The sequence below is a fragment of the Corynebacterium sp. HMSC056F09 genome (genome assembly GCF_001815785.1).
GTDB classification, from domain to species: Bacteria; Actinomycetota; Actinomycetes; order Mycobacteriales; family Mycobacteriaceae; genus Corynebacterium; species Corynebacterium hiratae.
In genome coordinates, this window is sequence record NZ_KV821930.1 from 126,845 (window position 1) to 152,086 (window position 25,242).

Genomic DNA, 25,242 nt, shown 5'->3' on the forward strand with positions numbered 1-25,242 from the left:
GCCCCTAACTGCGGAAATAAACAGCATCAGGCGCGAGGCGACAAGAAATTTTCTGCAGAACGTAACGCTAGCCGCTTCACTAGCGATTCATAGGCCTGACAAACAAAGTAAAAGCGCGAGATATTTTCCGCAAGAACATGCTCGTCTACCCCCATCCGGGGTGAGATAAGGACACCAAAAGGACTCAGAACAGAGAACGCTCCCCACGGTTGACCGTGGGGAGCGTTCGTTTTGCTACGGGCTGCGGCGACGAGACGCCTCAGTCCGGGGAGCTAAGCATTAGAAGCCCATGCCGCCCATTGCGTCGGGGTCCGGCATGCCAGCGCCTGCACCGGCCGGCTCCGGCTTATCAGCCACAACTGCCTCGGTGGTCAGGAACAGGGCCGCGATGGACGCAGCGTTCTGCAGTGCGGAACGGGTGACCTTGACCGGGTCATTGATGCCAGCGGCCATGAGGTCCACGTACTCGCCAGTAGCAGCGTTAAGGCCCTGACCAGCCGGCAGGGACGCAACCTTGTCCGCAACAACGCCCGGCTCCAGGCCAGCGTTCTGAGCAATCTGCTTCAGCGGAGCAGACAGTGCCTCACGGACGATCTTGACGCCGGTTGCCTCGTCACCGGTGAGGTCAGAGAGGGAATCCAGGACATCAGCTGCCTGCAGCAGGGCCACGCCACCGCCGGCGACGATGCCCTCTTCGACGGCTGCCTTAGCGTTGCGCACGGCGTCCTCGATGCGGTGCTTGCGCTCCTTGAGCTCAACCTCCGTAGCGGCACCGACCTTGAGGACTGCCACGCCGCCGGCCAGCTTGGCCAAGCGCTCCTGCAGCTTCTCGCGGTCGTAATCAGAATCGGAGTTCTCGATCTCGGCGCGGATCTGCTTGATGCGGCCGTCGATCTGCTCCTGGGAGCCAGCGCCCTGAACGATGGTGGTCTCGTCCTTGGTCACGACAACCTTGCGTGCCTGGCCGAGGTACTCGATCTCAGCGGTCTCCAGGGACAGGCCGACCTCCTCGGAGATGACCTGGCCGCCGGTGAGGATAGCCATGTCCTGCAGGGTGGCCTTGCGGCGGTCGCCGAAGCCCGGAGCCTTCACGGCAACGGACTTGAAGGTGCCGCGGATCTTGTTGACCACGAGGGTGGACAGGGCCTCGCCCTCAACATCCTCAGCGATAATCAGCAGCGGCTTGCCGGTCTGCATGACCTTCTCCAGCAGCGGAACGAGGTCCTTGATGTTGGAGACCTTGGAGGAAACCAGCAGGATGTACGGATCCTCGAGGACAGCCTCCTGGCGCTCCATGTCGGTAGCGAAGTAGCCAGAGATGTAGCCCTTGTCGAAGCGCATGCCTTCGGTGACCTCAAGGTCAACGCCGAAGGTGTTGGACTCCTCAACGGTAATAACGGAGTCCTTGTTTACGGAGCCGTTGCCCACGGTGTACATAGCCTCGGCGATCTTCTCGCCGATTGCCGGGTCAGCGGCAGAAATACCAGCGGTGGTGGCGATCTCTTCCTGGGTCTCTACTTCCTTTGCAGAGGAGAGCAGGGAGTCAACAACCTTCTTGGTGGCGGCCTCAATGCCGCGCTTGATGCCCATCGGGTTGGAACCAGCGGCTACGTTGCGCAGGCCCTCACGCACGAGTGCCTGTGCCAGAACGGTAGCGGTGGTGGTGCCGTCACCGGCAACGTCGTCAGTCTTCTTAGCTACTTCCTTGACCAGCTCTGCGCCGATCTTCTCGTACGGGTCCTCGAGCTCGATCTCGCGCGCGATGGAGACACCGTCGTTGGTAATGGTCGGGGCGCCCCAGGACTTCTCCAGGACGACGTTGCGGCCCTTGGGGCCGAGGGTGACCTTGACGGCGTCGGCAAGCGTGTTGAGACCACGCTCGAGGCCGCGACGTGCCTCTTCATCGAAGGCAATGATCTTTGCCATGTGTTTGTGCTCCTTAAGCTTTGTTGAGGACGACACTCACGTCTGGATCTATGACGGACGCCCGCGACGGCACGGCTGGCGAGTGTTCTCCAGCCCCAACCACATAGATGATTTTGATTCATTTCTGGCACTTGCCATGTGGAAGTGCTAGCGACCATTCTGGCACTCAGACCTACCGACTGCAAGATTCAACACGAACGCTATAAGCGAACGGGCGGTGCGAAAGCACCGCCCATCAAAGTAAACTGCCCGCTAGATCGAACCGCCCGTCACAACGAAGTCCCTGTCGCTCTTAGGACGCAGCCTTCTTCGCCGTCCACTTATACGCCGCGGCAATGCCGGCAACGAAGAGGATGACGCCCACGAACTTGGCTGCCGTGCCGCCCTCGAAGATCTCCAGCGGGGAATCGCCGCCCGACGCCGCGATGATGCCCGCATTGACCACGCCGAAGAGCGACTCACCCACGATGAGGCCAGTGGCCAACAGCGTGCCCATGCGCTTGGCAAAGTCCGGCTTGGACTGGCGGGCCGCCCACCGGTTGTAGAAGTAGCCCAAGAACGCACCGATCGGCACCACAATGGTGATGGCTGCCGGCAGGTACATGCCCATGCCCACGGCCAGCGGGGACAGGGAGTACTTGTCGGTGAAGTGGCGCAGGCACTCGTCCACGATGATGATGACGGCACCAATCGCCGCGCCCAGACCGATGAGATCCCACGGCAGCGAGTTATCAAAAATGCCAGATGCCACCGAGGACATCAGAGCAGCCTGCGGGGCAGCCAGCGCGTCCTCACCGGCGCCCTCCATGCCCTGGAAACCAAAGCCGGTGAGCATGACCTGCAGAATCGGCGGAATCACCAGGGAGCCGAAGAGGACACCGATGATGAGCGCTACCTGCTGTTTCCACGGCGTCGCGCCGACCAGCTGACCGGTCTTGAGGTCCTGCAGGTTGTCATTGGAAATAGTCGCGATACCGAAAACAATGGCCGCAGTAAACAGCGTGTAGGCCACCAGCGACAGCGGCTCCGCGTCCGTCCCGCGGGTCACGGCGGCAATGATCAGCGCGGCGGCGATGACCGCGATGATGCCGATGGAGGAAATCGGCGAGTTGGAGGCACCGATGAGGCCAGCCATGTAGCCACACACCGACGCGATGATCAGGCCCACGAGCAAGGTGAAGAGTACGGAGACCGTGATGAGGACGGCCATGTGGTCGTGGATATCGGTGCCGCGCACGAAGTTCCACAGCAGCAGACCAATCGGAATCATCAGGACCAGGATGGTGCCAATGACATAGGGCGCCGGAATATCGCGCTCCTCCACCGCTACCTGCTGGCCGCCCTTGCGGTCACGGGAGGAGGCGAAGGACTCAGCCATGCCCTTGGCAATCGGACCGGTGATCTTGATCAGCGTCCAGATCGCGGCGATAGCCATGGTGCCCACGCCGATGAAGCGAATCCGGCCGGAGAAGACGGAATCAACAGTGTCCATGAGCGTGGCCGGATCACCCAGCCCCTCACCACCGGTGAGGATGGGCAGCAGGATGAGGTAGGAGATGACCACGCCGACGAGCATGGCAATACCCACGGCCAAGCCCACGAGGTGGCCCACGCCGACCAGCGCCAGCGAGAGGGAGCTACCCAGCGTCGTCGCGCCAGGGCCCAGCTTGAAGTAGGTGGCCACCTCGGAGGCGGCTGCCTTCATAGCCGCCAGCAGTGCCATGACGGCAGAAAGGATGCCGCCAAAGAGGATGACGTGCAGGCCCTTCGTGTTCTCTTCGTGGGCGGCCTCGCCCTCCTCACCGGTGCTATCGCCCACCTTGAGGACCTCCGCCGCGGCCACGCCTTCCGGATAGGGCAGGTCCGAGCCCGTCACCAGCGCACGGCGCAGCGGAATGGAGTACATCACGCCGAGCACACCGCCGATGGCGCAGACCGCGGCGGTATCGATAAAGGAAAAGCCCTGCCAGTAGCCCACCATGACCAAGCCCGGGAGCACGAAGATGATCGCGGACAACGTGCCGGCCGCAGAGGCGATGGTCTGCACGATGTTGTTTTCCTTGATGTTGTGCCCGGCAAAACGGCGCAGCACCGCCATGGAGATCACGGCGGCGGGAATGGACGTAGCGAACGTCAGGCCCACCTTGAGGCCCAGATACACGTTGGCGGCGGTAAAGATAAGAGTGATGAGCCCACCAATGATGATGCCGCGCAGCGTGAGCTCGCGGAGCGTGGACTGGGAACCTTCGGCGGTGGTAGACGCCATGTCAGGTCCTTTCTAAAAAGAACTTATAAACAATATGGACTAGAACCGTGCATATGTTACTACCTAGCGGCCGGTAGGCCGAGTTGAGGATCCGAGTAGGTTGGAGTGCATGACCAAGATTTCTGAGTTTGTGAACAATGACCGCGACACTATTTTCAACCAGCTCAAGGAGCTCGTCTCCTTCAATTCCGTCCACAATGAGCCGGGTCTAGAGGACCAGACCGCGAAGGCGGCGGAGTGGGTCCACGCCGCGCTTGTCGACGCCAACTTCACCCCCGAGGCCATCACTACCGCTGACGGTTCCACGGCGATCGTCGCCAAGCGCCCCGGCAAGGAGGACGCGAAGACGGTGCTGCTGTACTCGCACTACGACGTGGTTCCTGCCGGAAACCCCGACGCGTGGGAGTCGGATCCCTTCACCCTGACTGAGCGCGATGGCCGCTGGTACGGCCGCGGTGCGGCTGACTGCAAGGGCAACGTCGCCATGCACCTGGCAGCCCTGCGCGCGCTCGACGCCAACGGTGGAACCGACCTCAACCTCACCGTGCTTATTGAGGGCTCCGAGGAACGCGGCGGCGAGGGCCTGTCCGCACTCATCGAGGAGCGCCCTGAGCTCTTCGCGGCCGACGCGATTCTCATCGCCGATGCCGGCAACGCCAAGGTAGGTGTCCCGACGCTGACGACCTCCCTGCGCGGCGGCTCGCAGATCAACGTCAAGGTCTCCACCCTCCACTCGGCCGTGCACTCCGGCCAGTTCGGCGGCGCGGCTCCCGACGCCGTCAAGGCGCTCATGCGCGCGCTGGATTCCCTGACGGATGAGTATGGCCGCACGACTATCGACGGCGTCGATTGCGAAGGCACCTGGCCGCTGGCCGAGGGCCAGGACACCGCCTACAGCGAGGAGAACTTCCGCGCCGACGCGCAAATGCTCGAGGGCACCGAGGTCATGGGCGCGCAGGACCCGGCCGGTGCCACCGCTATCGCGGATATGATTTGGGCCCGCCCGGCAGTGACCATCACCGGCTTTACTTCCACCCCGGTGGCCGAGGCCGTCAATGCCGTGCCCGCCACCGCAGAAGCCAACATCAACCTGCGCACCCCCGCCACCATGGATCCCCGCGCCACCGCGGAGGCCGTGGCCGAGCACCTGAAGAAGCACGTCCCGTGGGGCGCACACATCGAGGTCACCATCCTGGAGGCCAACCTGGGATTCGAGACCGACCCGGCAAAGCCCGCGGTGGCTCTGCTCGGCGAGTGCCTCGGCGAGGCCTTCGGCGGGGAGACCATCACCCAGGGCATGGGCGGATCCATCCCGCTGACCGTGGAGTTGCAGGAGAAGCACCCAAACGCGGAGATCGCACTCTTCGGCGTCGAGGAGCCGCAGTGCACCATCCACTCTGCTAACGAATCGGTCGACCCGACCGAGATTGAAAAGATCGCCATCGCCGAGGCGCTCTTCCTGCAGCGCTTCGTCTAAGCGCACCGCAGCGCTGCCCCCCCCCGTGGCCCAGGTATCCCGGGCGGGCGGCGCAGTACCCCTCCAACCTGAGCCGCTAGCGACGTGGAAGAACGCCAACAGTAGACGCATATATAACTGTATGAAATGAAAATGTGAAAATTGGGATTTCAGACTGTATCGTGAGCACTAGTAGACGCCCGCCAGTGCGGTGGGTTTAGCCCAGTCCCCCGACAAGGAAAGGACGCCACCGCAACCTCGTGCTCACTCTCTTTTGTGCCTTGGTTCTAACCACCATCGCCGCTCCCTTCCTGATTTTCTATCTCGGCCGCCGTGCCTTCGGCCTCTTGGCAATAGTGCCCGCGGTTGGGTTCTTCTGGGTGCTCCAACGGCTGACCGATGGCACGCTGCGCGACGGCAACCAGCTGGCCTATGACCTCAACTGGATGCCAGCAGCGCACCTCGATGTCAGCTTCCGCATGGATGCGCTTTCCGCGTTATTCAGCCTCATCATCTTGGGCGTAGGCGCGCTGGTCCTGCTCTATTGCTGGGGCTATTTCGACCACTCCCGGCGGCGCCTCGCCCTCTTCAGCAGCCAAATGGTGGGCTTTGCCACGGCCATGTATGGCCTGGTGATTTCCGATAATTTCCTGCTGCTCTACGTCTTCTGGGAAATCACCTCCCTGCTGTCTTTCCTCTTGGTGAGCTATTACGGCGAGCGAGCCTCGTCGCGTCGATCAGCGCAGCAGGCGCTCATGGTCACCGTCCTGGGCGGTCTCGCCATGCTGGTGGGCATTACGCTCCTCGGCCGCCAGACCGGCGCGTGGTCTTTCAGCAGCATCGCCGCCACCGAGGACCTCGCCAACACGCCCTACCTCACCGTGGCTATCGTGCTCATTCTCTGTGGTGCGCTTTCCAAGTCCGCCATCGCCCCAGCCCACTTCTGGCTGCCCGGTGCCATGGCCGCACCGACCCCGGTCTCGGCCTACCTGCACTCCGCGGCCATGGTGAAGGCCGGCATCTATCTCGTCGCACGCCTTGCCCCCTCGGTGCATGACATCCCCACTTGGCACCTCGTGGTCCTCCCCTTGGGTGCTTTCACCATGCTGCTCGGCGGCTGGATGGCGCTCAAGCAGCGTGACCTGAAGCTCATCCTGGCCTACGGCACCGTCTCGCAGCTGGGCTTTATTACCGCCATCATCGCCATTGGCTCCCGCGAGGCGATGCAGGCAGGACTGGCGCTGACCGTCGCGCACTCCCTCTTCAAGGCCGCGCTCTTCATGATCGTCGGCGCTATCGACCATTCGACGGGAACCAGGGACATCGACAAGCTTGCGGGCCTGGGCAAGAAGAATCCCGCGCTGTACGTCCTGGCCATCCTCCCCGCGATGTCCATGGCCGGTATCCCGCCCCTGCTGGGCTTCGTGTCCAAGGAAGCCACGCTCGAGGCCATCATGGGCGAGGAGCTTCTGGTCGGCATGCCGCGCAACATGCTGCTTGTCACCGTCGTCGTCGGTTCCGCGCTGACGATGGCCTACGCGCTGCGCTTCTTGTGGGGAGCCTTCTCCTCCAAGGGCCAGGACGAGCCCTCTGAGGCGGTAGCAAACATGCACCACATTGGCCCCTTCCTGTGGATCCCGCCGACGGTACTGACCTTGCTCACCATCTTCTTCGGTCTGCTGCCGCTGCCGCTCTCCCACGGCATCACGCAGCACTTGGACAACACCTTTGGGGCGCAGGACGCCTCCGAGCTCGCCCTGTGGCATGGCTGGACCATCCCGCTGCTGCTCTCCGTGATCATTATCGCTGCGGGTTCCCTCCTCCACTGGCAGCGCCAGGCGCTCACCAAGGCCCAATTCACCTACCCCGCATTGGGCTCTGCCGACGATGCTTACGACGCCATTATCAACTCCCTGCGCCAGCTCTCCCTGCGCATTACCGCCTCCACGCAGCGCGGCTCGCTGCAGTACAACCTCACGGTCATCTTCGCCACGCTCATGGTGCTGCCCATCGTCATGCTCATCCGCGGCGATCTCACCAACGTGCGCATGATCGTGGCCGAAAACCCCTGGCAGGCCATCGCCGCGGTGATCATCATCATCGCCGCCGTGGCCGCCACGGTGCTGGATAACCGCCTCTCCGGGGTCATCCTGGTGGGCGTGACCGGCTACGCCTTGTCCTTCATCTTTGCGCTGCAGGGCGCTCCGGACTTGGCGCTGACGCAGCTCCTCGTGGAAACCATCATCATGGTGCTCTTCATGCTGGTGCTGCGCCGTATGCCGGCTAATACCGAGTGGAAGCAAGATCCCAAGACCGGCCGCCTGCGCGCCTGGCTGGCGGTAGGCGTAGGCCTCGCCGTCACCGTGGTGGGTATGTTTGCCATCAACGCTCGGCGCGAGGAGCCCATCTCGCAGTACATGCCGGAATTGGCCAAGGAGATCGGCCACGGCGCCAACACGGTCAACGTCCTGCTCGTGGACCTGCGTGCGTGGGATACCTTCGGCGAGATCACGGTGCTCGTCATTGCCGCAACAGGTATTGCCTCGCTGATTTTCCGCACGCAGAGCTTCACCCGTGCCTCCCGCCGCCCGACCTTGAAGGTCACCGGCCGCCGCTGGCTGGCCGCGGGCGTGGAATCCGAAAAGGCGCTCAACCGCTCGCTCATGGTGGACGTGAGCACCCGCATCCTCTTCCCCTCGATGATGGTGCTGTCCCTGTACTTCTTCTTCGGTGGCCACAACGCCCCTGGCGGCGGTTTTGCCGGTGGCCTCGTCGCCGCTCTCGCGCTGATCCTGCGCTACCTGGCTGGCGGCCGCGATGAGCTCGAGGAGGCGCTGCCACTCGACGGCGGCCGCACCATGGCGGTGGGCCTGCTGTTCTCCCTCAGCGCCGTCATTACCCCGATGCTCTTGGGCTACCCGCCGCTGACCTCTGGGTACACGAAGGTAGGCATACCGCTCATCGGTGATGTGTCGCTGCCGTCCGCGCTGATTTTCGACGCCGGCGTCTACCTCATCGTCATTGGCCTCACGCTCTACGTGCTGTCCTCCTTGGGCGCGAAGCTCGATGAGGAAGAAGAGATGCGTAAGCAACGCGCCCGCGATCGCGCACGCTCCCTGGCGCGCCGCACACAAGCAAAAGAAACCGCTGCCACGGCAGAGAAAGGACACGCCTAATGGATGCCAATCTCATGCTCCTGCTCGCTGCGGGCGTGCTCTGCGGCACCGGAGTCTACCTGTTGCTCGACCGCGCGATGACCAAGATGCTGCTCGGCATCTTGCTGCTGGGCAACGGCGCAAACCTCTTCATGCTCATGGCGGGCGGCCAGGCGGGCTCGCCGCCTATCGACGGCCGGAACTCCCTCCCCTACGGCGATCAGATCGCCGATCCGCTGGCCCAGGCGATGATCCTCACGGCCATCGTCATTTCGATGGCGCTGACCGGCTTCATCCTCACCTTGGCTTACCGCCAATACCGCTACCGCTCCGCGGACGTGATTGAGGACGACACCGAGGACGCTGCCATCGCGGCGATTGCCTCGCGCCCGGGCAATGCCTCAGCCGCCCCTGACCACGACGCGTCTAATGACCCGACCACCGGACGCACCACCAAGGAAGGCGATAAGTTTGGCCCCGAGTTCTTCGAGGCTCCCGTGAAGGAGGCGACCGATGAGTGAGACCATCTCGCCCCTAGTGGATCTGTTGCTGCCGTATATCAGCTACCTGATCCCCCTGCCGATCATCATCCCGGCCTTGGCTGCTGCGCTGGCGATGCTCTTTGCTCGCAATACCAATGCGCAGCGCCGCATCGCTTTCTTCTCGCTACTCACGCTCGCCGTGGTGAATGCCGCTCTGATTGCCATCGCGGATACCACCGGCATTCAAACCCTTCAGGTGGGCGGCTGGGACGCGCCGGTGGGCATCACGTTGGTGGCGGACCGTTTGTCCACGGTCATGCTCTTTACCTCCTCCATCGTCCTCTTCTCCGTCATGTGGTACGCGATCGCACAGGGCGTGCGCGACGGCACGAAGGACGAGCCGGTGGCGGCTTTCCTGCCCACCTACATGCTGCTGACCATGGGCGTGAACGTGTCCTTCCTGGCCGGTGACTTGTTCAACCTCTACGTGGGCTTCGAGATCTTCCTCGTGGCCTCCTACGTTTTGCTCACCCTCGGCGCCTCACCGGCGCGCGTGCGGGCCGGCGTGGGCTACGTCATGGTCTCCATGGCGTCCTCGCTCATCTTCGTGCTGGCTTTGGCCTATGTCTACGCCACTGTGGGCACGATGAACATGGCCCAAATTGGCATCCGGATGGAAGATATCCCCGCGGGTACCCGCACCGCGGTGTTCTCCGTGCTGCTCATCGCCTTCGGAATTAAGGCGGCCGTCTTCCCGCTGGATGCCTGGCTGCCGGACTCCTACCCCACCGCCCCCTCGCTGGTCACCGCCGTCTTCGCGGGCCTGCTCACCAAGGTTGGTGTCTACGCCATCATCCGCGCGCGCACCTCGATCTTTACTGATGGCGGGCTGGACGTCCTTCTCATGTGGGTCGCACTGGCCACGATGCTCGTGGGTATTTTGGGCGCTATCGCCCAATCGGATATCAAGCGATTGCTGTCCTTCACACTGGTCAGCCACATCGGCTATATGATCTTCGGCGTCGCCCTCGGAACCGCGCAGGGCTTGTCGGGCGCCATCTTCTACGCGGTGCACCACATTCTGGTGCAGACCGCGCTGTTCCTGGTGGTGGGCCTCATCGAGCGCCAAGCCGGCACCTCCTCGCTGCGGCGCTTGGGCTCGTTGATCTACACCGCGCCGATCATCGCCATCCTGTACTTCATCCCGGCCATGAACCTGGGCGGTATCCCGCCCTTCTCCGGCTTCCTGGGCAAGATCATGCTGCTCCAAGCCGGCGCGAATGAAGGTTCCTGGCTGTCCTGGGTTCTCATCGGCGGCGCGGTGGTCACCTCCCTGCTGACCCTCTACGTCATGATCCTCGTGTGGGCCAAGGGATTCCTGCGCGACCGCGGCGATGCGCCCGAGGGCAACCTCGCCATGGTGCGGCCTTCCCCACTGGGAGAAGTCACCGAGTACGTCGAATTGGAGGAGCGCGATGACGTCGGCCGCGTGCCCTTTGGCATGCTGGCGTCGACCTCCCTGCTCGTCATCGCCTCGGTATCGATGTCCTTCCTGGCGGGCCCCATCTCTGGTGTCACCACCCGCGCGGCCACCTCGGCGCAGGATGATTCCATCTACCGTTATGCCGTCCTGGGTGATTCCGCCGAGGACCCGACGCGCCACTTAGACCCCGCTGAGCGCTACGAGGAGGGCGCGGATTCGCGAAAGAACCGGAGCCAGCCCCTCCCGGATCCGGAACCGGTGGCACCGACCACGAGGACGTCGCCAAGCACTACGGCTACACTCCCCACGACCGTGGACGACGATGAAAAGGAGGTGTCGCGATGAGGTTCTCCGGTATTAAGCACCGCTTCCGGCCGTGGTTCATGGTGTGGATCGTCGTCATGTGGTGCATGCTCATGGGCGAAGTCACCGTAGCGAACTTGGTGGGCGGCCTGCTCGTCAGCCTGTTCATCGTCTTTGCGCTGCCCCTGCCGGCCATGCCCGTGGCGGGGATTTCGGTGAGCTGGGGCAAACTGATCGTCTTCATGGCGCAGTGGTTTGTGGAGCTGCTGGAGGCCTCCATCATGGTCGGCTGGCTGGCGGTGCGCCCACAGCCGGTGCCAAAGACGGCAATTGTGAAGCTGCCGATGCGCGTGGAGAACGAGTTCATTCTCTCGCTGGCGGTCAGCCTCTACAACCTGCAGCCCGGCGGCACGGTCTCCGACATCGACATTGCCAACCGCATGTTGACCATCCACCTGCTGAACGCCGATTCCGAGGAGGATCTGGAGCGCGAAATCGCGGCCGTACGCAAGCTCGAGGCCGATATGATTGCCATCTTTGAAAGGAGCCACCCCTGATGGATACGGACCTGTATAACATCCTGCTCACCGTGGCCGCCGGCTTCCTCGTGGTGGCATTCCTCATCACCACGTGGCGCATCGTCATCGGCCCCAACTCGCTCGACCGCCTCATCGCCATGGACGGACTCGTGGCCATGTTCCAATGCGCCCTGGCCACCTATATCTGCTGGACACTGGACACGACGGTCTCCAACGCGATGATCGTCGTGGCGCTCCTCGGGTTCATTTCGACGGTCTCTGTCACCCGCTTTAGGAAGAGGGATTCATGAGTTACGCACTGATTGCCGATGTCCTCTCCATCATCCTCATCCTCGTCGGCTCCATCCTCATCTTGGCTGCCGCAATTGGCGTGGCGCGCTTTCAGGACACGATGGCGCGCGTGCATGCCATCGCCAAACCACAGACCACAGGGCTCATCTTCACCATCGTGGGCGCGATCATCAAGGTGACGGGTTCGGAGAGCTTCAGCGTGGCTGAGCGCGGCGACTTGGGCATCTTGGTGCTGCTTGTCCTTTTCGCCATGATCACCAGCCCGGTGACCGCACAAAGAACCACGCGTATCGCTCGCCGCGAGGGTCTGTACGGCACGCCGGATTCGATGACGCGCAACGAGAGCCCGGCCGCGCGTTCGATGCGCCGAAAGTAAGGACACGGCACCTTTCTGCCGGGAAATGAGGGGACAATAATATAGGCTGCAAAAGGCACTAATAGGTGGTCAGGCGAGGAGAGTCGACGTGAAGAAGTTGCAAGGCGTACCAACGATGTGTGCTGTCCTCGCACTGGGCATCGCGGTGATGGTGTACAAGATCATCCAGTTCGATGGCCACAAGGCCTTCACCTTCATCCTCCCCTTTGACCTCGCCATCTACCGCATGGCTGGCGAAGATCTCAACGCCGGTGGCCTGCTCTACGACGCCCCCTATATCTTTGAATTCCCCTTCACTTACCCACCCTTTGCGGGCCTGCTGTTCAAAGTCTTGCCGTTCTTTAGCAAGGACGCGCTGACCATTATCTGGCCTTCGCTCATGTTCTTGGCTGTGCTGACCATCATCGTCATGGTCTTCCGCGAGCGGGGCGTGAAGATGACCCCGGCGGCCGTCCTCATCGCGGTGCTGCTGACCGCGCTGACCCCGGCGAATGAGACGATGCACGGGTCGCTGTACTACGGGCAGGTCAACGTCTTCCTCATGCTGCTCGTGGCCTTTGACTTCCTGCCTATCAAGCGCCGCCTGCCGGGCGTGGGCATTGGCCTGGCGGCCGGAATCAAGCTGACCCCGGCCTACATGGGCCTGGCCCTGCTCTTTGAGAAGCGCTGGTGGGCCGCCGCGGGCGCGGTGATCACCTTCCTGGTCACGGTGCTGCTCGGATTCCTCTTCGTTCCTGATGCGATGGTGTTCTGGACCGATGCCATGTTCAACTCCTCGCGTGTGGGCGAGCATGCCAACCCCGGGGCGAAGTCGCTGCGCTCGCTCATGTTCCGCGAGCTCGGCATCGACGGCGGTATCTGGTGGATCCTAGCGGTCATCCTGGTCTTCGCGCTGACCTGCCTGGCGCTGCGCACTGCCTACCTGCGCGGCAACCGCTCGGCAGCCTTCGCGCTGACGGGCCTGAGCACCTGCTTGGTCTCCCCCTTCTCGTGGTACCACCACTTCGTGTGGACCATCCCCTTCATCGTCATGGTCTTCGTCTCGGTTAACCAGGCGGTGAGCTCACGTGTGTCCGGCAAGGGCGGCGAGCAGCTCGCGGGCCTCGCCTCCGTGGCGGCCTTGTTCGTGCTCTCGCTGCCCTTCATGTCGGTGCCCGTGTGGTTCACTATGTCCTCAGCCAACCTCGACGCCATCGAGTCCTTCCAACCGTGGGCAACCTCGCTGTGGACGCTGTCCTGCCTAGCCTTCATCGTGGTCTACGCCGTGTGGGGCTTCATCGCGCCGCGCAAGCGCGCAGCGGAGAAGAGCTAGGGTCGGTTCGATCAATTAAGGGGCAAAATCAAGGCGGTTTTGCGGCACTATTTGATCGAAACGTCATCTTTGGGCGAGACAGCTTTCCAAAAGTACGAATCGATCAACTAAGCCCCTGAAAACCACCAATTTTCTGGCCTTAATTGATCGTTCGGCACTTACTCTAAAGCGGCAAGAGCCGCTCCATCTCATCCGCGGTGGCCTCAACCACCTTCTGCCAGCTGCCGGTCTCCTGGTACAAGCGGCGCTGGCGCTCATAGCCCGCCCCGCCATCGATGATCTCCTGCACTAGCTGCAGCTCTCGGGCGCAGCCCAGCTCTTCCGAGAGCGGAGCCAGCTCCACCAAGAGATCCGCCAGCTCATCCTTGATCCAGCGCTCATCGGTCTCGCGCGAGGTGATGACCAGCGCGTCCATGCCATAGCGCGCGCCGCGCCACTTGTTCTCCGCCACGTGCCACGGCTGCAGCGTGGGCAGCGTCTCGCCGGTGTCGATCATGCGGTCGTAGTGCACCACGAGGCAGTGTGTCAGCGCCACGATGGCGGAGAGCTCGCGGAGGTTGGAGGCGGCGTCGGAAATCCGCACCTCCACCGTGCCCCACTTGGAGGCCGGGCGGACGTCGAAGTGCATCGAGCCAGTGTGGTTGATGACTCCCGAAATAGCCTGGTCCCGCATATAGGACTTCCACTGCTCCCAGTTCTCAAACTGGTAGGGCATGCCCGCGGTGGGCAGCTGCTGGTAGAGCATCGTGCGGTTGGAGGCATAGCCGGTATCGAGCCCCTCCCACCCCGGCGAGCAGGCGGAAATAGCCAGCAGATGAGGGTACTTCGTCATCAGCGCATTAATGATGGGCCACACGCGGTCCTCGTGGCTGATGCCGACGTGCACGTGCGTGCCCCACAGCAGCATCTGCTGCCCCCAATACTGGGTGCGGTTGATGATTTCGGAGTAACTCTCCTTGTTGGAGACGGGGTTTTGCCGGAAGTCCGTGAAGGGGTGCCCGCCCGAGGCCCACAGGCGCACGCCCAAGGGGTCGGCCGCCTCACGCACGGCGCTGAGCGACGCCCGCAGGTCCCCCATCGCCTCCGGCACCGTCCGGCACACCCCGGTTACCAGCTCCACCGTGTTTTGGAGGAATTCCTTTTCCAGGTGGATGTCGGGATGAGCAGCGCGCACGCGGTCGATGAGTTCAGCGCCGCGTGGCACGAGATCCCAGGTCGCTGGATCAACGAGGGCAACTTCCCACTCAACACCCAGCGTGGGCTCGGGCGAGCGGGCGAAGTTCTCTTCCGGAATATTCACCCATTCATCCTATCCGTCGGGCGGATGAATTTAATAAGATTTTATTCCCTAGGCTTGGGGAACCGCGAGGACAACCACGACGGCATCGCCCTTGGTGTAGTCCCCGGTCAGCTCGGCCGGGTACGGAGCAATCGCTTCCGCCGGCACGTTGGCACCGTAGTACTGGGCGGCAACCTCCTTGGCCAGGCTCTCGGCGGCCGCATCGCCCTCAGGGAAGTAGACGGTGGTCTTCGGAGCCACGAGGACGTCGCCGCTGATATTGCCTACCTCGGCGATGTGGAAGTGCTGGGACTTCAGGCGCTCGGCCTCATCGGCAGCGAAGTTGGCGCGACCGGAGTTGTTGTAGACGTTGACGGGGATCTCCGCCTGGGCACGGTCGGGGCTACCTGCGGCAGCGCCCTCCTCAGCGTTGTCGTCGCGGGCAGCGTCACGCTCGGCTTCAGCATCGCCGTCTGCGCCAGCCTCGGCGTCAGCACCGGCAGCATCCGACTCCTCGCGGTTCTTGTCCGCCTCTCCTTCCGCGCCACCGGCGGCAGCAGCGTCGCCCTCGGCGCCGCCAGTCGCGGGGCCGGACACGACAGCATCGTTGCCTGCCGGCGCGTTCTGCGCGGTGTCCTCGGAATCATCAGAGGTCATGGCATAGAGCGCCCACATGCCGAGCATGACGGCAACGGCGATGAGCACCATGGCGAGCCCGCGCAGGGGGAGCTTGCTCGCAGGAGCGGCAGCGGCGGCCGGGGCGGCAGCCGCGTCAGAATCGGCGGCGTGGCGCGCGTGGTCAGCGGACGAGGCAGAGTTTTCCGGATTCACATTAGTCACATTGGCAACTTTAGTATCTGATTCGCTCAGTCTGGGGCATTATCGCGTGCGGCGCGCCGGACGTCGTCGCGGACGTCGCGAAGCCGGCGCAGGCGGGTGACCAACAGCGGGTAGGAGGCGTGCGCTGCGGGGTCATCCAGGAGCACGTTGAGGCGCTGGTGATAGCGCACCGGAGTGATGTCCAGCTGCGTGCGGATGGCCTCCTCCTTGGCGCCGATATCGCGCGGGGCGTGGGACTCGAACTCCAAAATCGCGGCGTCTAGGTCTGACAGGGAGTGCATGCTTAGACTGTATGCCATGACTATTCGTCCCATCGTTATCCACGGCGACCCGGTCCTCCACAATCCCACCGAGCCGGTCACCGAAGCCATCGACTCTCCTGAGCTACAGGAGCTCATCGCGGACATGCACGAAACCATGGACGCCGCGCACGGAGTTGGGCTGGCCGCTAACCAGATCGGCGTGAACAAGCGCCTCTTTGTCTACCATTGCCCCGACACCGACGGTCCCAATGGCACCGAGCTTCCCGACGGCGGCATGCGCCGCGGCTGCGTTATCAACCCGGTGCTGGAAACCTCCGAGATCCCGGAGACCATGCCGGCTGACGACGGCTCCGAGGACGAAGGCTGCCTCTCCGTCCCCGGCGAGGGTTTCCCCACCGGCCGCGCCGACTGGGCCCGCGTGACCGGCAAGAACGAGAAGGGCGAGGACATCTCCATCGAGGGCTACGGCTTCTTCGCGCGCATGCTGCAGCACGAAACCGGCCACCTCGACGGCTTCGTCTACACCGACGTGCTCACCGGCCGCTACAAGCGCCAGGCCAAAAAAGCCATTAAGCGCAACGGCTGGACCGAGGCCGGGCTTACCTGGCTGCCGGGCGAGGACGAGGACCCCTTCGGGCACGACGACTAATGTCCCGCATCTTCCGCTCCGATGACGTCTCCGTGGGCGAGCGCGTGGTAGCCCGGCGCGATTTCGGCGGCGTGCACAGCGATGTCATCGGCCACGTGCTCAGCCTGGATCCGCTGCTCATCCGCCCGCAGGAGGTCGGCGGCTACCCGTCTTCGCTCGACGCGGTGGAGATTCCGCCGGAGCAACTCAAGATTATTAAGCGCCTCTCCCCGCGCACGGTGCGCAACTCCGATATCCGCGCCGTCGAGGTGGCCACCGCGGCTGCCTTCCCCGGCAAGGAGCACACGTGGACCTCCGATGGGCAGTGGCTCATGCGCGCTGGCGATGGCGTGACGGGCCGCTCCAATTCGGCGGTGCCGCTCGGCCCTTCCGCGGGTTTCCTCCCGGTGCCGATGGAAGAGATCGAAGCGTTTTATGCCCGCCACGATCTGCCCGTGTGCCTGGCCATTCCGGAGCGCATCGGTGCCTCCGCGGAGAAGCTGCTGGCGGCCGAACCCGAAGCCTGGGAGCTCGAACCGGAGATCCTCGTGATGGTGCGCGATTTGGCAGATCTCCCTGCCCCGGGGGACGTCAGCTTCCGTATCGACAAGCAGCCCGATTCCGAGTGGCTCGACCTCTACCACTTCCGCGGTCAGGCCCTGCCGCCGTTGGCCCTGGAGTACCTGCGCAGCCGCATCGACGGGACGATGGGCTTTGGGCGCCTGCTCGCCCCGACGGGTGAGACCATCGCGATTACGCGGGGCACGCTGACCGAATCCGGTGACGGCACCGTGTGGCTGGGCTATTCCGCCGTGGAGGTCGCCGAAGGTTGGCGCCGCAAGGGACTGGGAACCGCGCTGGGCGCGCACATGCTGGCCTGGGGCAAAGCCCAGGGTGCTGAGAAGGCCTACCTGCAGGTCGTGGCAGGTAACACGGCCGGGATTCGGCTCTATGAGAAGCTCGGGTTCCTCGAGCAGCACCGCCACCGTTACGCCCGCCGCCTGCCTCAAGTACCCTAAACCACATGCGCATCGCTACCTGGAACATCAACTCCGTCCGCACCCGCGCCCAGCGCGCGGTGGACTTGCTGGCCAAACACGACATCGACGTGCTCTGTCTGCAAGAAACCAAGGTGGCGGATGCGAAGTTCCCCCGCGAGCCTTTCGAGGAGGCCGGCTACCACGTCACCTGCCACGGTCTGAACCAGTGGAATGGCGTGGCCATCCTGTCCAAAGACGAGCCGGAGGAGGTCCAGACCTTCTTCCCTGCCCAGCCGGGTTTCCACAAGGACCCCGCCAAGGAGCAAAAGCGCGAGGCCCGGGCGGTCTCAGCCCGCATTCGCGGGGTTGAGATCTGGTCCCTCTATGTTCCCAATGGCCGTGAGATTACGGACAGGCACTTCGATTACAAGCTGGATTTTCTCTACTCCTTGGCTCGCTATGTGGAAACCCGCGCGCAATCGAAACTACTGCTCACGGGCGATTTCAACATCGCTCCGCGGGATGAGGACGTCTGGGATATCTCGCTTTTCCGCGGCAAGACCCACGTCACCGAACCCGAGCGCGCGGCCTTCCAGATGCTCGAAGAGGCCGGGCTGCAGGAGGTTACGCGCCGCTTCACAGAAAAGGAGCGCTGGACCTACTTTGATTACAAATCCCTGCGCTTCCAGAAGAACGAGGGCATGCGCATCGACTTCCAACTGGCCAGCGAGCCACTAGCGCGCCTCGTACAGGGCGCCCAAGTGGACATGGTAGAGCGCGCCGGTGACAAGACCTCCGACCATGTGCCGCTGATCGCGGATTTCGATGTCCCTGATTTCGCGTCGGTGCGCTAACCTGCCATGAACGTGAACATCGATCTCTCCGTCTGGCAGCTCGTGCTGCTGGTTATTGACTATGGCATCAAGATCATCGCCATCGGCGTGGTCCCCGAAGGCCGCCGCCCCTCCAGCTCTACCGCCTGGCTGCTGGCCATTCTTGTGCTTCCTATCGTGGGGCTGCCGCTGTTCTTGCTCATGGGTTCGCCCTACATCAACCGCCGCCGCCACCGCATCCAGCAAGAAGCCAATGCGCTGCTGAACGACGTCACCGCCTCCACCCCCAACCATCCCTCCGGGCGGCTTTCCCCGGAGGTGGAATCCCTCATCCAGCTCAACCGCAACCTCACCGGGCACCCGGCCCTCATCGGGCACAACAAGGGCCTCCACGCCTCCTATGAGGAGGCCATCTTGGCCATGGCGCGGGCCGTGGACCGTGCTGAGAAATACGTGCTCATTGAGATCTACATCCAGTCTTGGGATGAGGTGACCGATGTTTTCTTCCAGTCCTTGGCGCGCGCCCGCGCGCGCGGCGTGGAGGTCAAATTGCTGCTGGACCAGATCGGCAGCCTGAAATACAAGGGCTACTTCACGCTGGGCAAGCGCCTCACCGAGATTGACGTCGACTGGCGGCTCATGCTTCCGCTGCAGCTGCACAAGGGCCGCTTCCGCCGCCCGGACCTGCGCAATCACCGCAAGATCGTGGTCATCGACGGCCACACGGGCTTCTTGGGCTCGATGAACATGATCAAGCGCGAATACAAGACCAAGGACCGCGCATGGATCGACTACATGGTCGAGATGACCGGTCCTGTGGTGACGTCTTTGGCCTCGGTGTTCGCGGTGGATTGGTACCTGGAATCGGAGGAGCAGCTGTCCTTGGACATGCAGCCCTATGACGACGCTATGACGGCGGACTCCAACCACCTCCAGTTGGTCCCCTCCGGCCCCGGCTACACCACGGAACCTAACCTGCGCATGTTCAACTCGGTGGTGCACCATGCCAAGGAAAAGCTCATTCTCTGCTCGCCCTACTTCATCCCGGATGAGTCCCTCTTGGAGGCGGTGACCACCGCCTGCTACCGCGACGTCGAGGTGGAGCTCCTAGTGTCCGCGAAGGCGGACCAGTTCATGGTCCACCACGCGCAGTCCTCCTACTACCAGGCGCTCCTAGAGGCCGGCGTACGGATCTTCCAATTCCCCGAGCCCTTCGTGCTGCACTCCAAGTTCATCCTGGCGGACCCGGGCCTGCCGGAGCGCGAACCGCTGTGCATGTTCGGGTCTTCCAACATGGATATGCGTTCCTTCGGCCTCAACTATGAATCGACCATGCTGGTGGCCAAGGGCGACCTCATCGAGGATTTCACCCAGCTGGCCACCAATTACAAGAAGGTCTGCCACGAGCTCACCCTCGAAGAGTGGAACGAGCGCGGCGTGCTGCGCCGCTACGTGGACAACGTCATGCGCCTGACTTCAGCGCTGCAGTAGGAGCACGCCCGCGAGCTCGATGTGCCTCGCCCTTGATTGGGCATGACCTATCCAGAATATGCACCCAGCGCCGCATCGTATGTCCACACTTCTGCGGTAATTCCGGTGGCGCGCTTATACAGCTCGCGCTCAGTCAGAACACAAAGGTCGCCGCCACCAACCTGCTGAGTCATCATATCCACCATTGATAGACCCGCACGGTGCCTTGAGACGAGCTCGGTGATGAACTCCTTGTTCCACTGAAAGTCATGCAGGATCCATGGGGCTTGTTGATGGGCGGTCAGCTCTAGCATCTGGGAAAATTTTTCCGCAATATTGCGCCTCACGTCGCCCTGCGGAAGCTGCGCAATGTGATTTCCGGTTTCAATCACCGCGGTAATCGGCAGGATGAACTTCGCGTTCTCACTTTGGCGTTCCGCAAAATCGATTTTGGCTTGTTCTTTAGCTTGGCATTTGTGAGGAATCGCAAGCAGGTTATCCAGCACAGAGGTATCGATGAAGTAAACGCGCATCAGCCGATCCCAAAAAGCCGATTCATGTTCTCGAAACTAATCTGCGTTTCGGTGTCATCGACTAATTCACCAGCGGTGACCGCAGCACCCAAGCTGTGCTTGGAAATGGATTCCACGAAATCCGGTAACTCCACCAAAGGCGAGAGCTCGCTTTGCCCGGTTCTGCTATCCCGGTAGCACACTGCTACCTGACCGTTTTTCTCCCCAGAAATCTGGTCCAAGATGGCAGGACTGTGGGTCGTGACAAGAACCTGCGAGTCATGTTTGCGTGCGGATTCGCTAAGCATCTGCATAACTCTTTGCGCCTGCGAAGGGTGGAGCCCGTTTTCCATTTCTTCGACGACAATTTGAGCTACTGGGTTCTCTACGTCATCACCAAGTTCAAGTGGCTGTTCGATATCCAAGTCCTTGGGCGCAGTTTTAAGCGCCGTTGCAATTGCGAGGAATCGGAGGAGACCATCGCTCATTTCACGAGCAGGCGTTCTTTCTTGCTTTCCATCTTCGAAGTGTTCCACGAGGGTCAGCATGACTTCGTCCAACGGGGAGTCAATAAAGTCCAGTGTGGAATCCACTCCAGTCACGTGAGCGGCCAGCTGCCCTAGCTCTTGGAAAGTCTTGGGGGAATCCTTGTGCAACTGCCACAGCACCGCCGAGAGGTTCTCACCGCTACGCTTCAGCTGCGTGCTCTTCCTTGGAACGTAATCCCGCATAAGGCTGGGGACTGGATCGAGGTGAAACACTGATCGAAGCGCCATGGACACAATCGACGCCCCTTTCAACACTGAATTCTCTGCACGGTTCTTTCCCGCAAGCACCGCTTTAATCTGTCCCAAGATAAGGCGAGAGTCACGCAAGAGTGTGGTGGGGTTTGCCCCACGCTTTCCGCTAAAAATTAACGTGTAGATCCCAGCTCGGTTGTCTGCTGCCGGCTGGGTCTTAAACAACTCTGCATCGCTAGTGCGGGTGCCGCTCTTTACGGAATATCCGGTACCCACGAGGCTTTCTTTGACAACACGCAACTCCGGATATACCTGAACCTCGACGTCATAGCGGTACGTATCTGTCCCAGATTCAACGGTACAGCCCAGTTCAAAGCTCTCGGTGCCATGCGGGGCGCAACCACGAGAGCCACCTCGGATCGGGCCGGTTTGGGTCATGCGCCCATCAAGTGCGTCTCCTAGTTCTGCCCCCGATGCCAAGCGGGACAAAACCTCCAGCCCATCCAAAGCATTCGACTTTCCAGAACTGTTTAGGCCAGTCAGAAAAGTGACTGGATGCAGAGTCAATACAGCATCTTGGAAGGACTTGAACTTGCTCAGGCGAAGCTCAGCGAGACGTGGGGTAGCCATGCGGCCAATAATACGCATGAACGCTCTCTGCGTTGTGCACATCTGTTGAACTTCACGCAGCTCCACGAGCCAGACGCGTGGACACCACGAGGCCGCACAGCGAGATGAAGCTGCAGCACACCATGCCGATGGCCATGGTCAGCGCGGCGTTCGAGCCCCAGCCCATGAGCGGGCTGATGGCACTGGCTAGCATGGACTGCCCAAAGCCCATGATCGCGGACACGCTGCCCGCCCGCGGGCGCATCAAACCCGTGGCCAAGGCGGTGGCGTTGCCCATAATGAAGCCGGTCGGTGCCACGCAAGCAAAAAGCACAATGAGGCAGACCCACACCGGGGCGCCGAGCAGTACCGCCAGCAGGAGGAGCACCCCGCAGACAAAGACACCGGTCACGCCGATGCGCAACATGACCGCCGGGGAGACCGAATCCATCGCCCGCGAATTCACCAGCGTGGCCGCAAAGAGGCCCACGGAGTTGATGCCGAAGATCAGCGAATAGCCCAGCGGTGAAAAGCCCCACTGTTCTTGCACCACGAAGGCCGAGGCGGAGATGTAACAAAACATCGAGCAGAAGCCGAAGGCCATGGTCACCAGGTAGCCCCAGACCCGGGCGTTAGTCAGCACCGCCCAGTAATTGCCCGCCACCGTGCGCAGCAACCCATCGCGAGAGCGGCCGCCCGCAGTTTCCGGGACGATAGCGATGGCCAGGACCAACTGCACCGCATGCAGCCCGGCAAGCACCCAAAAAATGCCGCGCCAGCCCAGCGGCTCCGCCAGGATGCCGCCCAGTACCGGGGCTACCGCAGGAGCGATACCTTGGAGCGCCATGAGCAGTGAATAGGCTTTCGCCGCCGCGGCACCATGCACGAGGTCCGGGACCACCGCGCGGGAGAGCACCACGCACGCACCGCCGCCGAGGCCCTGCAGCACGCGGGCCACGACGAGCACCGAGGCCGTCGGGGCCATCGCCGCTAACACGGAAGCCAGCAGAGCGAGAAAGGCGCCGGCGACAAGGAGGCGCTTGCGCCCGATGGCATCAGACAGCGGGCCCATGACGAGTTGGCCCATGCCCATGCCGACGAAGAAGCCCGAAATGGTCAGCTGCACCATGGCCCGGGTGGTGCCCAGATCGGCGACGATCTCCGGCATCACCGGCAGGTACATATCAGTAGCGAAGGGCGCTGTTGCGGACAACAGCGCCAACGTCGCCAGAAGCGGAAAAGGGATCACGCGTCGCGCTGCTCCAGCACGATAACGCCCAGGATCCACAGCACACCAGCCCAGCCGAAGAAGACGAGGGCCTCAAAGCCAATCGAGCTCCACGGGGCGTTCTCATCCACGTAGTCCAACGCCCAGTTCTGGAAAGCAGTAAACGGCATGAAGTGGATGATCTTATCTCCCACTACCGGGAGCAAACGCACCAAGTTTTCCAGGCCCATGTACAAGATGAGGGAAATCGCCACCGTGCCGGCGGTCTGCCGTAGCAGCAGACCCAGCCCCTGCACGAAGAGCACCGCGCCAAAGGCCGCGATGGGGAAGGCCCACAGCATGTGCTTGCCGTCGTCGCTGGAGAAAGGCTGGAAGGCCTCCGCCGCGGATTCGTTTGCCGTGAGATCCGCCAACACGAAGATGTACACCAATCCCAAGAAGGCGATGACAGCCGCAATCACGCCGTACACCACCAGTTTGGCGCAGGCCACGCTCCAGCGATTCGGGTTGGCCAAGAAGGTGAGGGATTGCGTCTTGTAGCGGTACTCCGTGGTCACCATCATCGCGCCCTGGATCATCATGATCGGCACGCCCATGAGCAGGAGGACGGAGGCCAGGCTCATCGGCTGCAGCGGGCTAATGCCGAGCACCGCCTCCCCCGCGTTGAGCGAGTTCAGCAGCGTCCAGCCGGTCACGATGAGGAAGATGAGCGCGGTGGTCCACCAGAAGGACTTCGTCGTGCGCAGCTTCGTCCACTCCGCGTGAACAGTGTTGAAAAACATTAGAACTGGGCCCCTTTCTGCGGTGCCTCCGCTTGGTACTGCACCGCGCGATCCGTCATGGCCACATAAGCCTCCTCCAGTGAGGCGCGGTGGAGGGTCAATTCCGTCAGCGGCACTCCCGTGGAATAGGCCAGCTTGCCCACGTAGTCTGTGGTCTGGTGAGGGATCACCAGCGTCGGGCGCTGCTCTTCATCGACCGACTCGCGGAAGGTCACTCCAGCCTCCTTGAGCGCCGAGCCGAACTCGCGCAGGTGCTCCGAACGCACCACAACCGAAGCGCTGGAGTTTTCCTTCACAAAGTCATAGGTGCGCTGATTGGCCAAGAGCCTGCCGCGGCCAATGACCACCAAGTGGTCCGCCGTCTGCGCCATCTCCGCCAGCAGGTGGGAGGAGATGAGCACCGTGCGGCCTTCTGCCGCCAGCGCCCGCACGAGCGAGCGCACCCAGCGAATACCTTCCGGATCCAAGCCGTTGACCGGCTCGTCCAGGATCAGCACGCCCGGATCCCCCAGCAGTGCGGCAGCCAGGCCGAGGCGCTGGCCCATACCGAGGGAGAAGCCGCCGGCCTTCTTGCCAGCAACATCAGCCAGCCCCACCAGGCCCAGCACCTCATCGACGCGGGAGGTAGGGATACCGTTGGCCTGCGCCATCCACAACAGGTGGTTGGCAGCGGTGCGGTTGGCGTGGACCGCTTTGGCGTCGAGAAGCGCGCCCACCTCACGCAGCGGGTTCTTCAGCTCGCGGTAGCGCTTGCCGTGCACCAGAGCGGTGCCAGCGGTGGGCTTGTCCAAGCCCAGGATCATGCGCATCGTCGTTGATTTTCCAGCGCCGTTGGGCCCCAGAAAGCCGGTCACTTGGCCCGGCTCCACCTGGAAGGTGAGGTCATCGACGGCGCGGACAGACTTGTACTGTTTGGTCAGTCCGGCTACTTCAATCATGTCCTACAGCGTGCCACAGGTTCCTGCCGCGCGCCTGTATCACCTGGTGATGTCTTCCCAGTACTTCAACAACCGCGGCAGCGCTTCCCGGAAGGGCGCTAAGAGTTCTAGCTCTTCTACCTGGTTAAACGGGACCCAGCGCAGCTCGGCGGATTCTTCGTTAGCGGTCGTGGCCAAGCGCTGCCCCGAGACCGTCCGCGCCAACACCGTGGTATAGGTCCAGCCTTCCTCGAAGGGCCCGGCAGTGACGATGGCATCCAGCACCTCAACGTCTGCCGGCGAGATTCCGGTTTCCTCCTCCGTCTCCCGCAGCGCGGCCTGCTCCGGCGACTCCGGCTTATCCCGCGCCCCGCCCGGGATTCCCCAGGTCCCGCCGTTATTCGTCCACGTCGCGCGATGCTGGAGCAGTACCTCATCCCCCGCCACGAGGAAGAGACCAGCTGCTCCAAACTTGCCCCACACCGGCACCCCGCCCGGGCCCTTCGACCAGCCATCACCGGAAAGTTCTGGGTTAACGCGTGCACACATGCCTTACACGATACGCGACAAAC

Annotated in this window: 23 protein-coding genes; 12 read left to right on the forward strand and 11 right to left on the reverse strand. The window is 62.6% G+C overall.

All coding sequences use genetic code 11. The features are described from left to right. Positions 1-279: 279 nt before the first annotated feature. Both groL and HMPREF3056_RS06550 read right to left on the reverse strand, forming a co-directional pair. On the reverse strand, positions 280-1,926 hold the full coding sequence (gene groL, locus HMPREF3056_RS06545; protein ID WP_046647185.1) for a chaperonin GroEL: 1,647 nt from the start codon (positions 1,924-1,926) through the stop codon (positions 280-282). Between the two features lie 292 nt (positions 1,927-2,218). Beyond that, the gene (locus HMPREF3056_RS06550) at positions 2,219-4,192 is read right to left on the reverse strand and encodes an OPT family oligopeptide transporter (RefSeq protein ID WP_049154698.1); all 1,974 of its coding nucleotides are present in this window, start codon (positions 4,190-4,192) and stop codon (positions 2,219-2,221) included. Positions 4,193-4,301: 109 nt separating this feature from the next. On the opposite strand from HMPREF3056_RS06550, the gene HMPREF3056_RS06555 reads away from it, so the two are divergent. The 8 genes from HMPREF3056_RS06555 (at position 4,302) to HMPREF3056_RS06590 (ending at position 13,589) form a co-directional block, all read left to right on the forward strand. Then, positions 4,302-5,669 carry a dipeptidase gene (locus tag HMPREF3056_RS06555; RefSeq protein ID WP_070516186.1) on the forward strand — a complete coding sequence of 456 codons (1,368 nt, stop codon included), beginning with the start codon at positions 4,302-4,304 and terminating at the stop codon, positions 5,667-5,669. Between the two features lie 239 nt (positions 5,670-5,908). Then, positions 5,909-8,824 carry a Na+/H+ antiporter subunit A gene (locus HMPREF3056_RS06560; protein WP_070754359.1) on the forward strand — a complete coding sequence of 972 codons (2,916 nt, stop codon included), beginning with the start codon at positions 5,909-5,911 and terminating at the stop codon, positions 8,822-8,824. Further along, on the forward strand, positions 8,824-9,324 hold the full coding sequence (locus HMPREF3056_RS06565) for a Na(+)/H(+) antiporter subunit C (RefSeq protein ID WP_046647182.1): 501 nt from the start codon (positions 8,824-8,826) through the stop codon (positions 9,322-9,324). Before HMPREF3056_RS06560 ends, HMPREF3056_RS06565 begins: the two co-directional genes overlap by 1 nt. Next, the gene (locus HMPREF3056_RS06570; protein WP_070754360.1) at positions 9,317-11,113 is read left to right on the forward strand and encodes a Na+/H+ antiporter subunit D; all 1,797 of its coding nucleotides are present in this window, start codon (positions 9,317-9,319) and stop codon (positions 11,111-11,113) included. The genes HMPREF3056_RS06565 and HMPREF3056_RS06570 overlap by 8 nt, the downstream gene beginning before the upstream one ends. Further along, complete coding sequence (locus tag HMPREF3056_RS06575; protein WP_070754361.1) at positions 11,110-11,628, forward strand: Na+/H+ antiporter subunit E; 519 nt, start codon at positions 11,110-11,112, stop codon at positions 11,626-11,628. Before HMPREF3056_RS06570 ends, HMPREF3056_RS06575 begins: the two co-directional genes overlap by 4 nt. Further along, entirely contained in the window at positions 11,628-11,900 is a 273-nt protein-coding gene (locus tag HMPREF3056_RS06580) for a monovalent cation/H+ antiporter complex subunit F (protein ID WP_046647179.1), read from the forward strand. The genes HMPREF3056_RS06575 and HMPREF3056_RS06580 overlap by 1 nt, the downstream gene beginning before the upstream one ends. Then, complete coding sequence (locus HMPREF3056_RS06585; protein ID WP_070754362.1) at positions 11,897-12,277, forward strand: monovalent cation/H(+) antiporter subunit G; 381 nt, start codon at positions 11,897-11,899, stop codon at positions 12,275-12,277. Before HMPREF3056_RS06580 ends, HMPREF3056_RS06585 begins: the two co-directional genes overlap by 4 nt. A gap of 88 nt (positions 12,278-12,365) precedes the next feature. Next, positions 12,366-13,589 (forward strand): glycosyltransferase 87 family protein, encoded by a 1,224-nt coding sequence (locus HMPREF3056_RS06590; RefSeq protein WP_070754363.1) that lies wholly within the window; start codon positions 12,366-12,368, stop codon positions 13,587-13,589. A gap of 163 nt (positions 13,590-13,752) precedes the next feature. Here HMPREF3056_RS06590 and HMPREF3056_RS06595 read toward each other — a convergent pair whose 3' ends face one another. The 3 genes from HMPREF3056_RS06595 to HMPREF3056_RS06605 are packed head-to-tail and all read right to left on the reverse strand — an operon-like array spanning position 13,753 to position 15,989. Further along, positions 13,753-14,889 carry a glutamate--cysteine ligase gene (locus HMPREF3056_RS06595; protein ID WP_070754364.1) on the reverse strand — a complete coding sequence of 379 codons (1,137 nt, stop codon included), beginning with the start codon at positions 14,887-14,889 and terminating at the stop codon, positions 13,753-13,755. 48 nt (positions 14,890-14,937) lie between these two features. Beyond that, a complete protein-coding gene (locus tag HMPREF3056_RS06600; RefSeq protein WP_141759849.1) occupies positions 14,938-15,708 on the reverse strand; it encodes a LytR C-terminal domain-containing protein in 771 nt (256 codons plus the stop codon). A 26-nt stretch (positions 15,709-15,734) separates the two neighbouring features. Then, the gene (locus HMPREF3056_RS06605; protein WP_070511158.1) at positions 15,735-15,989 is read right to left on the reverse strand and encodes a DUF3263 domain-containing protein; all 255 of its coding nucleotides are present in this window, start codon (positions 15,987-15,989) and stop codon (positions 15,735-15,737) included. Between the two features lie 16 nt (positions 15,990-16,005). Here HMPREF3056_RS06605 and HMPREF3056_RS06610 point away from each other — a divergent pair, with 16 nt between their 5' ends. The 4 genes from HMPREF3056_RS06610 to HMPREF3056_RS06625 are packed head-to-tail and all read left to right on the forward strand — an operon-like array spanning position 16,006 to position 19,903. After that, positions 16,006-16,620: a peptide deformylase gene (locus tag HMPREF3056_RS06610; RefSeq protein WP_070754366.1), complete on the forward strand. Its 615-nt coding sequence runs from the start codon at positions 16,006-16,008 to the stop codon at positions 16,618-16,620. After that, positions 16,620-17,618 carry an N-acetylglutamate synthase, CG3035 family gene (locus tag HMPREF3056_RS06615; protein WP_070754367.1) on the forward strand — a complete coding sequence of 333 codons (999 nt, stop codon included), beginning with the start codon at positions 16,620-16,622 and terminating at the stop codon, positions 17,616-17,618. Before HMPREF3056_RS06610 ends, HMPREF3056_RS06615 begins: the two co-directional genes overlap by 1 nt. A gap of 5 nt (positions 17,619-17,623) precedes the next feature. Then, on the forward strand, positions 17,624-18,433 hold the full coding sequence (locus HMPREF3056_RS06620; RefSeq protein ID WP_070754368.1) for an exodeoxyribonuclease III: 810 nt from the start codon (positions 17,624-17,626) through the stop codon (positions 18,431-18,433). A 6-nt stretch (positions 18,434-18,439) separates the two neighbouring features. Further along, entirely contained in the window at positions 18,440-19,903 is a 1,464-nt protein-coding gene (locus HMPREF3056_RS06625) for a phospholipase D-like domain-containing protein (protein ID WP_070754369.1), read from the forward strand. Positions 19,904-19,950: 47 nt separating this feature from the next. Here the strand turns inward: HMPREF3056_RS06625 and HMPREF3056_RS06630 are convergent, their stop codons facing one another. The 6 genes from HMPREF3056_RS06630 to HMPREF3056_RS06655 are packed head-to-tail and all read right to left on the reverse strand — an operon-like array spanning position 19,951 to position 25,219. Beyond that, positions 19,951-20,415: a hypothetical protein gene (locus tag HMPREF3056_RS06630; protein ID WP_070754370.1), complete on the reverse strand. Its 465-nt coding sequence runs from the start codon at positions 20,413-20,415 to the stop codon at positions 19,951-19,953. Beyond that, positions 20,415-21,782 carry an AAA family ATPase gene (locus HMPREF3056_RS06635; RefSeq protein WP_168167373.1) on the reverse strand — a complete coding sequence of 456 codons (1,368 nt, stop codon included), beginning with the start codon at positions 21,780-21,782 and terminating at the stop codon, positions 20,415-20,417. The genes HMPREF3056_RS06630 and HMPREF3056_RS06635 overlap by 1 nt, the downstream gene beginning before the upstream one ends. A gap of 34 nt (positions 21,783-21,816) precedes the next feature. After that, a complete protein-coding gene (locus HMPREF3056_RS06640) occupies positions 21,817-22,992 on the reverse strand; it encodes a multidrug effflux MFS transporter (RefSeq protein WP_070511172.1) in 1,176 nt (391 codons plus the stop codon). Further along, positions 22,989-23,753, reverse strand: coding sequence for an ABC transporter permease (locus HMPREF3056_RS06645; RefSeq protein WP_070511174.1), 765 nt, complete (start codon positions 23,751-23,753; stop codon positions 22,989-22,991). The genes HMPREF3056_RS06640 and HMPREF3056_RS06645 overlap by 4 nt, the downstream gene beginning before the upstream one ends. Further along, positions 23,753-24,691, reverse strand: coding sequence for an ABC transporter ATP-binding protein (locus HMPREF3056_RS06650; protein ID WP_070511176.1), 939 nt, complete (start codon positions 24,689-24,691; stop codon positions 23,753-23,755). Before HMPREF3056_RS06650 ends, HMPREF3056_RS06645 begins: the two co-directional genes overlap by 1 nt. Before the next feature lie 39 nt (positions 24,692-24,730). After that, positions 24,731-25,219, reverse strand: coding sequence for an NUDIX domain-containing protein (locus HMPREF3056_RS06655; RefSeq protein WP_070511178.1), 489 nt, complete (start codon positions 25,217-25,219; stop codon positions 24,731-24,733). Between the last annotated feature and the right edge of the window lie 23 nt (positions 25,220-25,242).

Coding starts and splice junctions, on each gene's coding strand:
- HMPREF3056_RS06635 (WP_168167373.1), bottom strand. CDS start 21,782: ATGCGTATTATTGGCCGCATGGCTACCCCACGTCTCGCTGAGCTTCGC.
- HMPREF3056_RS06605 (WP_070511158.1), bottom strand. CDS start 15,989: ATGCACTCCCTGTCAGACCTAGACGCCGCGATTTTGGAGTTCGAGTCC.
- HMPREF3056_RS06615 (WP_070754367.1), top strand. CDS start 16,620: ATGTCCCGCATCTTCCGCTCCGATGACGTCTCCGTGGGCGAGCGCGTG.
- HMPREF3056_RS06610 (WP_070754366.1), top strand. CDS start 16,006: ATGACTATTCGTCCCATCGTTATCCACGGCGACCCGGTCCTCCACAAT.
- HMPREF3056_RS06565 (WP_046647182.1), top strand. CDS start 8,824: ATGGATGCCAATCTCATGCTCCTGCTCGCTGCGGGCGTGCTCTGCGGC.
- HMPREF3056_RS06650 (WP_070511176.1), bottom strand. CDS start 24,691: ATGATTGAAGTAGCCGGACTGACCAAACAGTACAAGTCTGTCCGCGCC.
- HMPREF3056_RS06555 (WP_070516186.1), top strand. CDS start 4,302: ATGACCAAGATTTCTGAGTTTGTGAACAATGACCGCGACACTATTTTC.
- HMPREF3056_RS06570 (WP_070754360.1), top strand. CDS start 9,317: ATGAGTGAGACCATCTCGCCCCTAGTGGATCTGTTGCTGCCGTATATC.
- HMPREF3056_RS06550 (WP_049154698.1), bottom strand. CDS start 4,192: ATGGCGTCTACCACCGCCGAAGGTTCCCAGTCCACGCTCCGCGAGCTC.
- HMPREF3056_RS06585 (WP_070754362.1), top strand. CDS start 11,897: ATGAGTTACGCACTGATTGCCGATGTCCTCTCCATCATCCTCATCCTC.
- HMPREF3056_RS06620 (WP_070754368.1), top strand. CDS start 17,624: ATGCGCATCGCTACCTGGAACATCAACTCCGTCCGCACCCGCGCCCAG.
- HMPREF3056_RS06580 (WP_046647179.1), top strand. CDS start 11,628: ATGGATACGGACCTGTATAACATCCTGCTCACCGTGGCCGCCGGCTTC.
- HMPREF3056_RS06625 (WP_070754369.1), top strand. CDS start 18,440: ATGAACGTGAACATCGATCTCTCCGTCTGGCAGCTCGTGCTGCTGGTT.
- groL (WP_046647185.1), bottom strand. CDS start 1,926: ATGGCAAAGATCATTGCCTTCGATGAAGAGGCACGTCGCGGCCTCGAG.
- HMPREF3056_RS06630 (WP_070754370.1), bottom strand. CDS start 20,415: ATGCGCGTTTACTTCATCGATACCTCTGTGCTGGATAACCTGCTTGCG.
- HMPREF3056_RS06575 (WP_070754361.1), top strand. CDS start 11,110: ATGAGGTTCTCCGGTATTAAGCACCGCTTCCGGCCGTGGTTCATGGTG.
- HMPREF3056_RS06645 (WP_070511174.1), bottom strand. CDS start 23,753: ATGTTTTTCAACACTGTTCACGCGGAGTGGACGAAGCTGCGCACGACG.
- HMPREF3056_RS06655 (WP_070511178.1), bottom strand. CDS start 25,219: ATGTGTGCACGCGTTAACCCAGAACTTTCCGGTGATGGCTGGTCGAAG.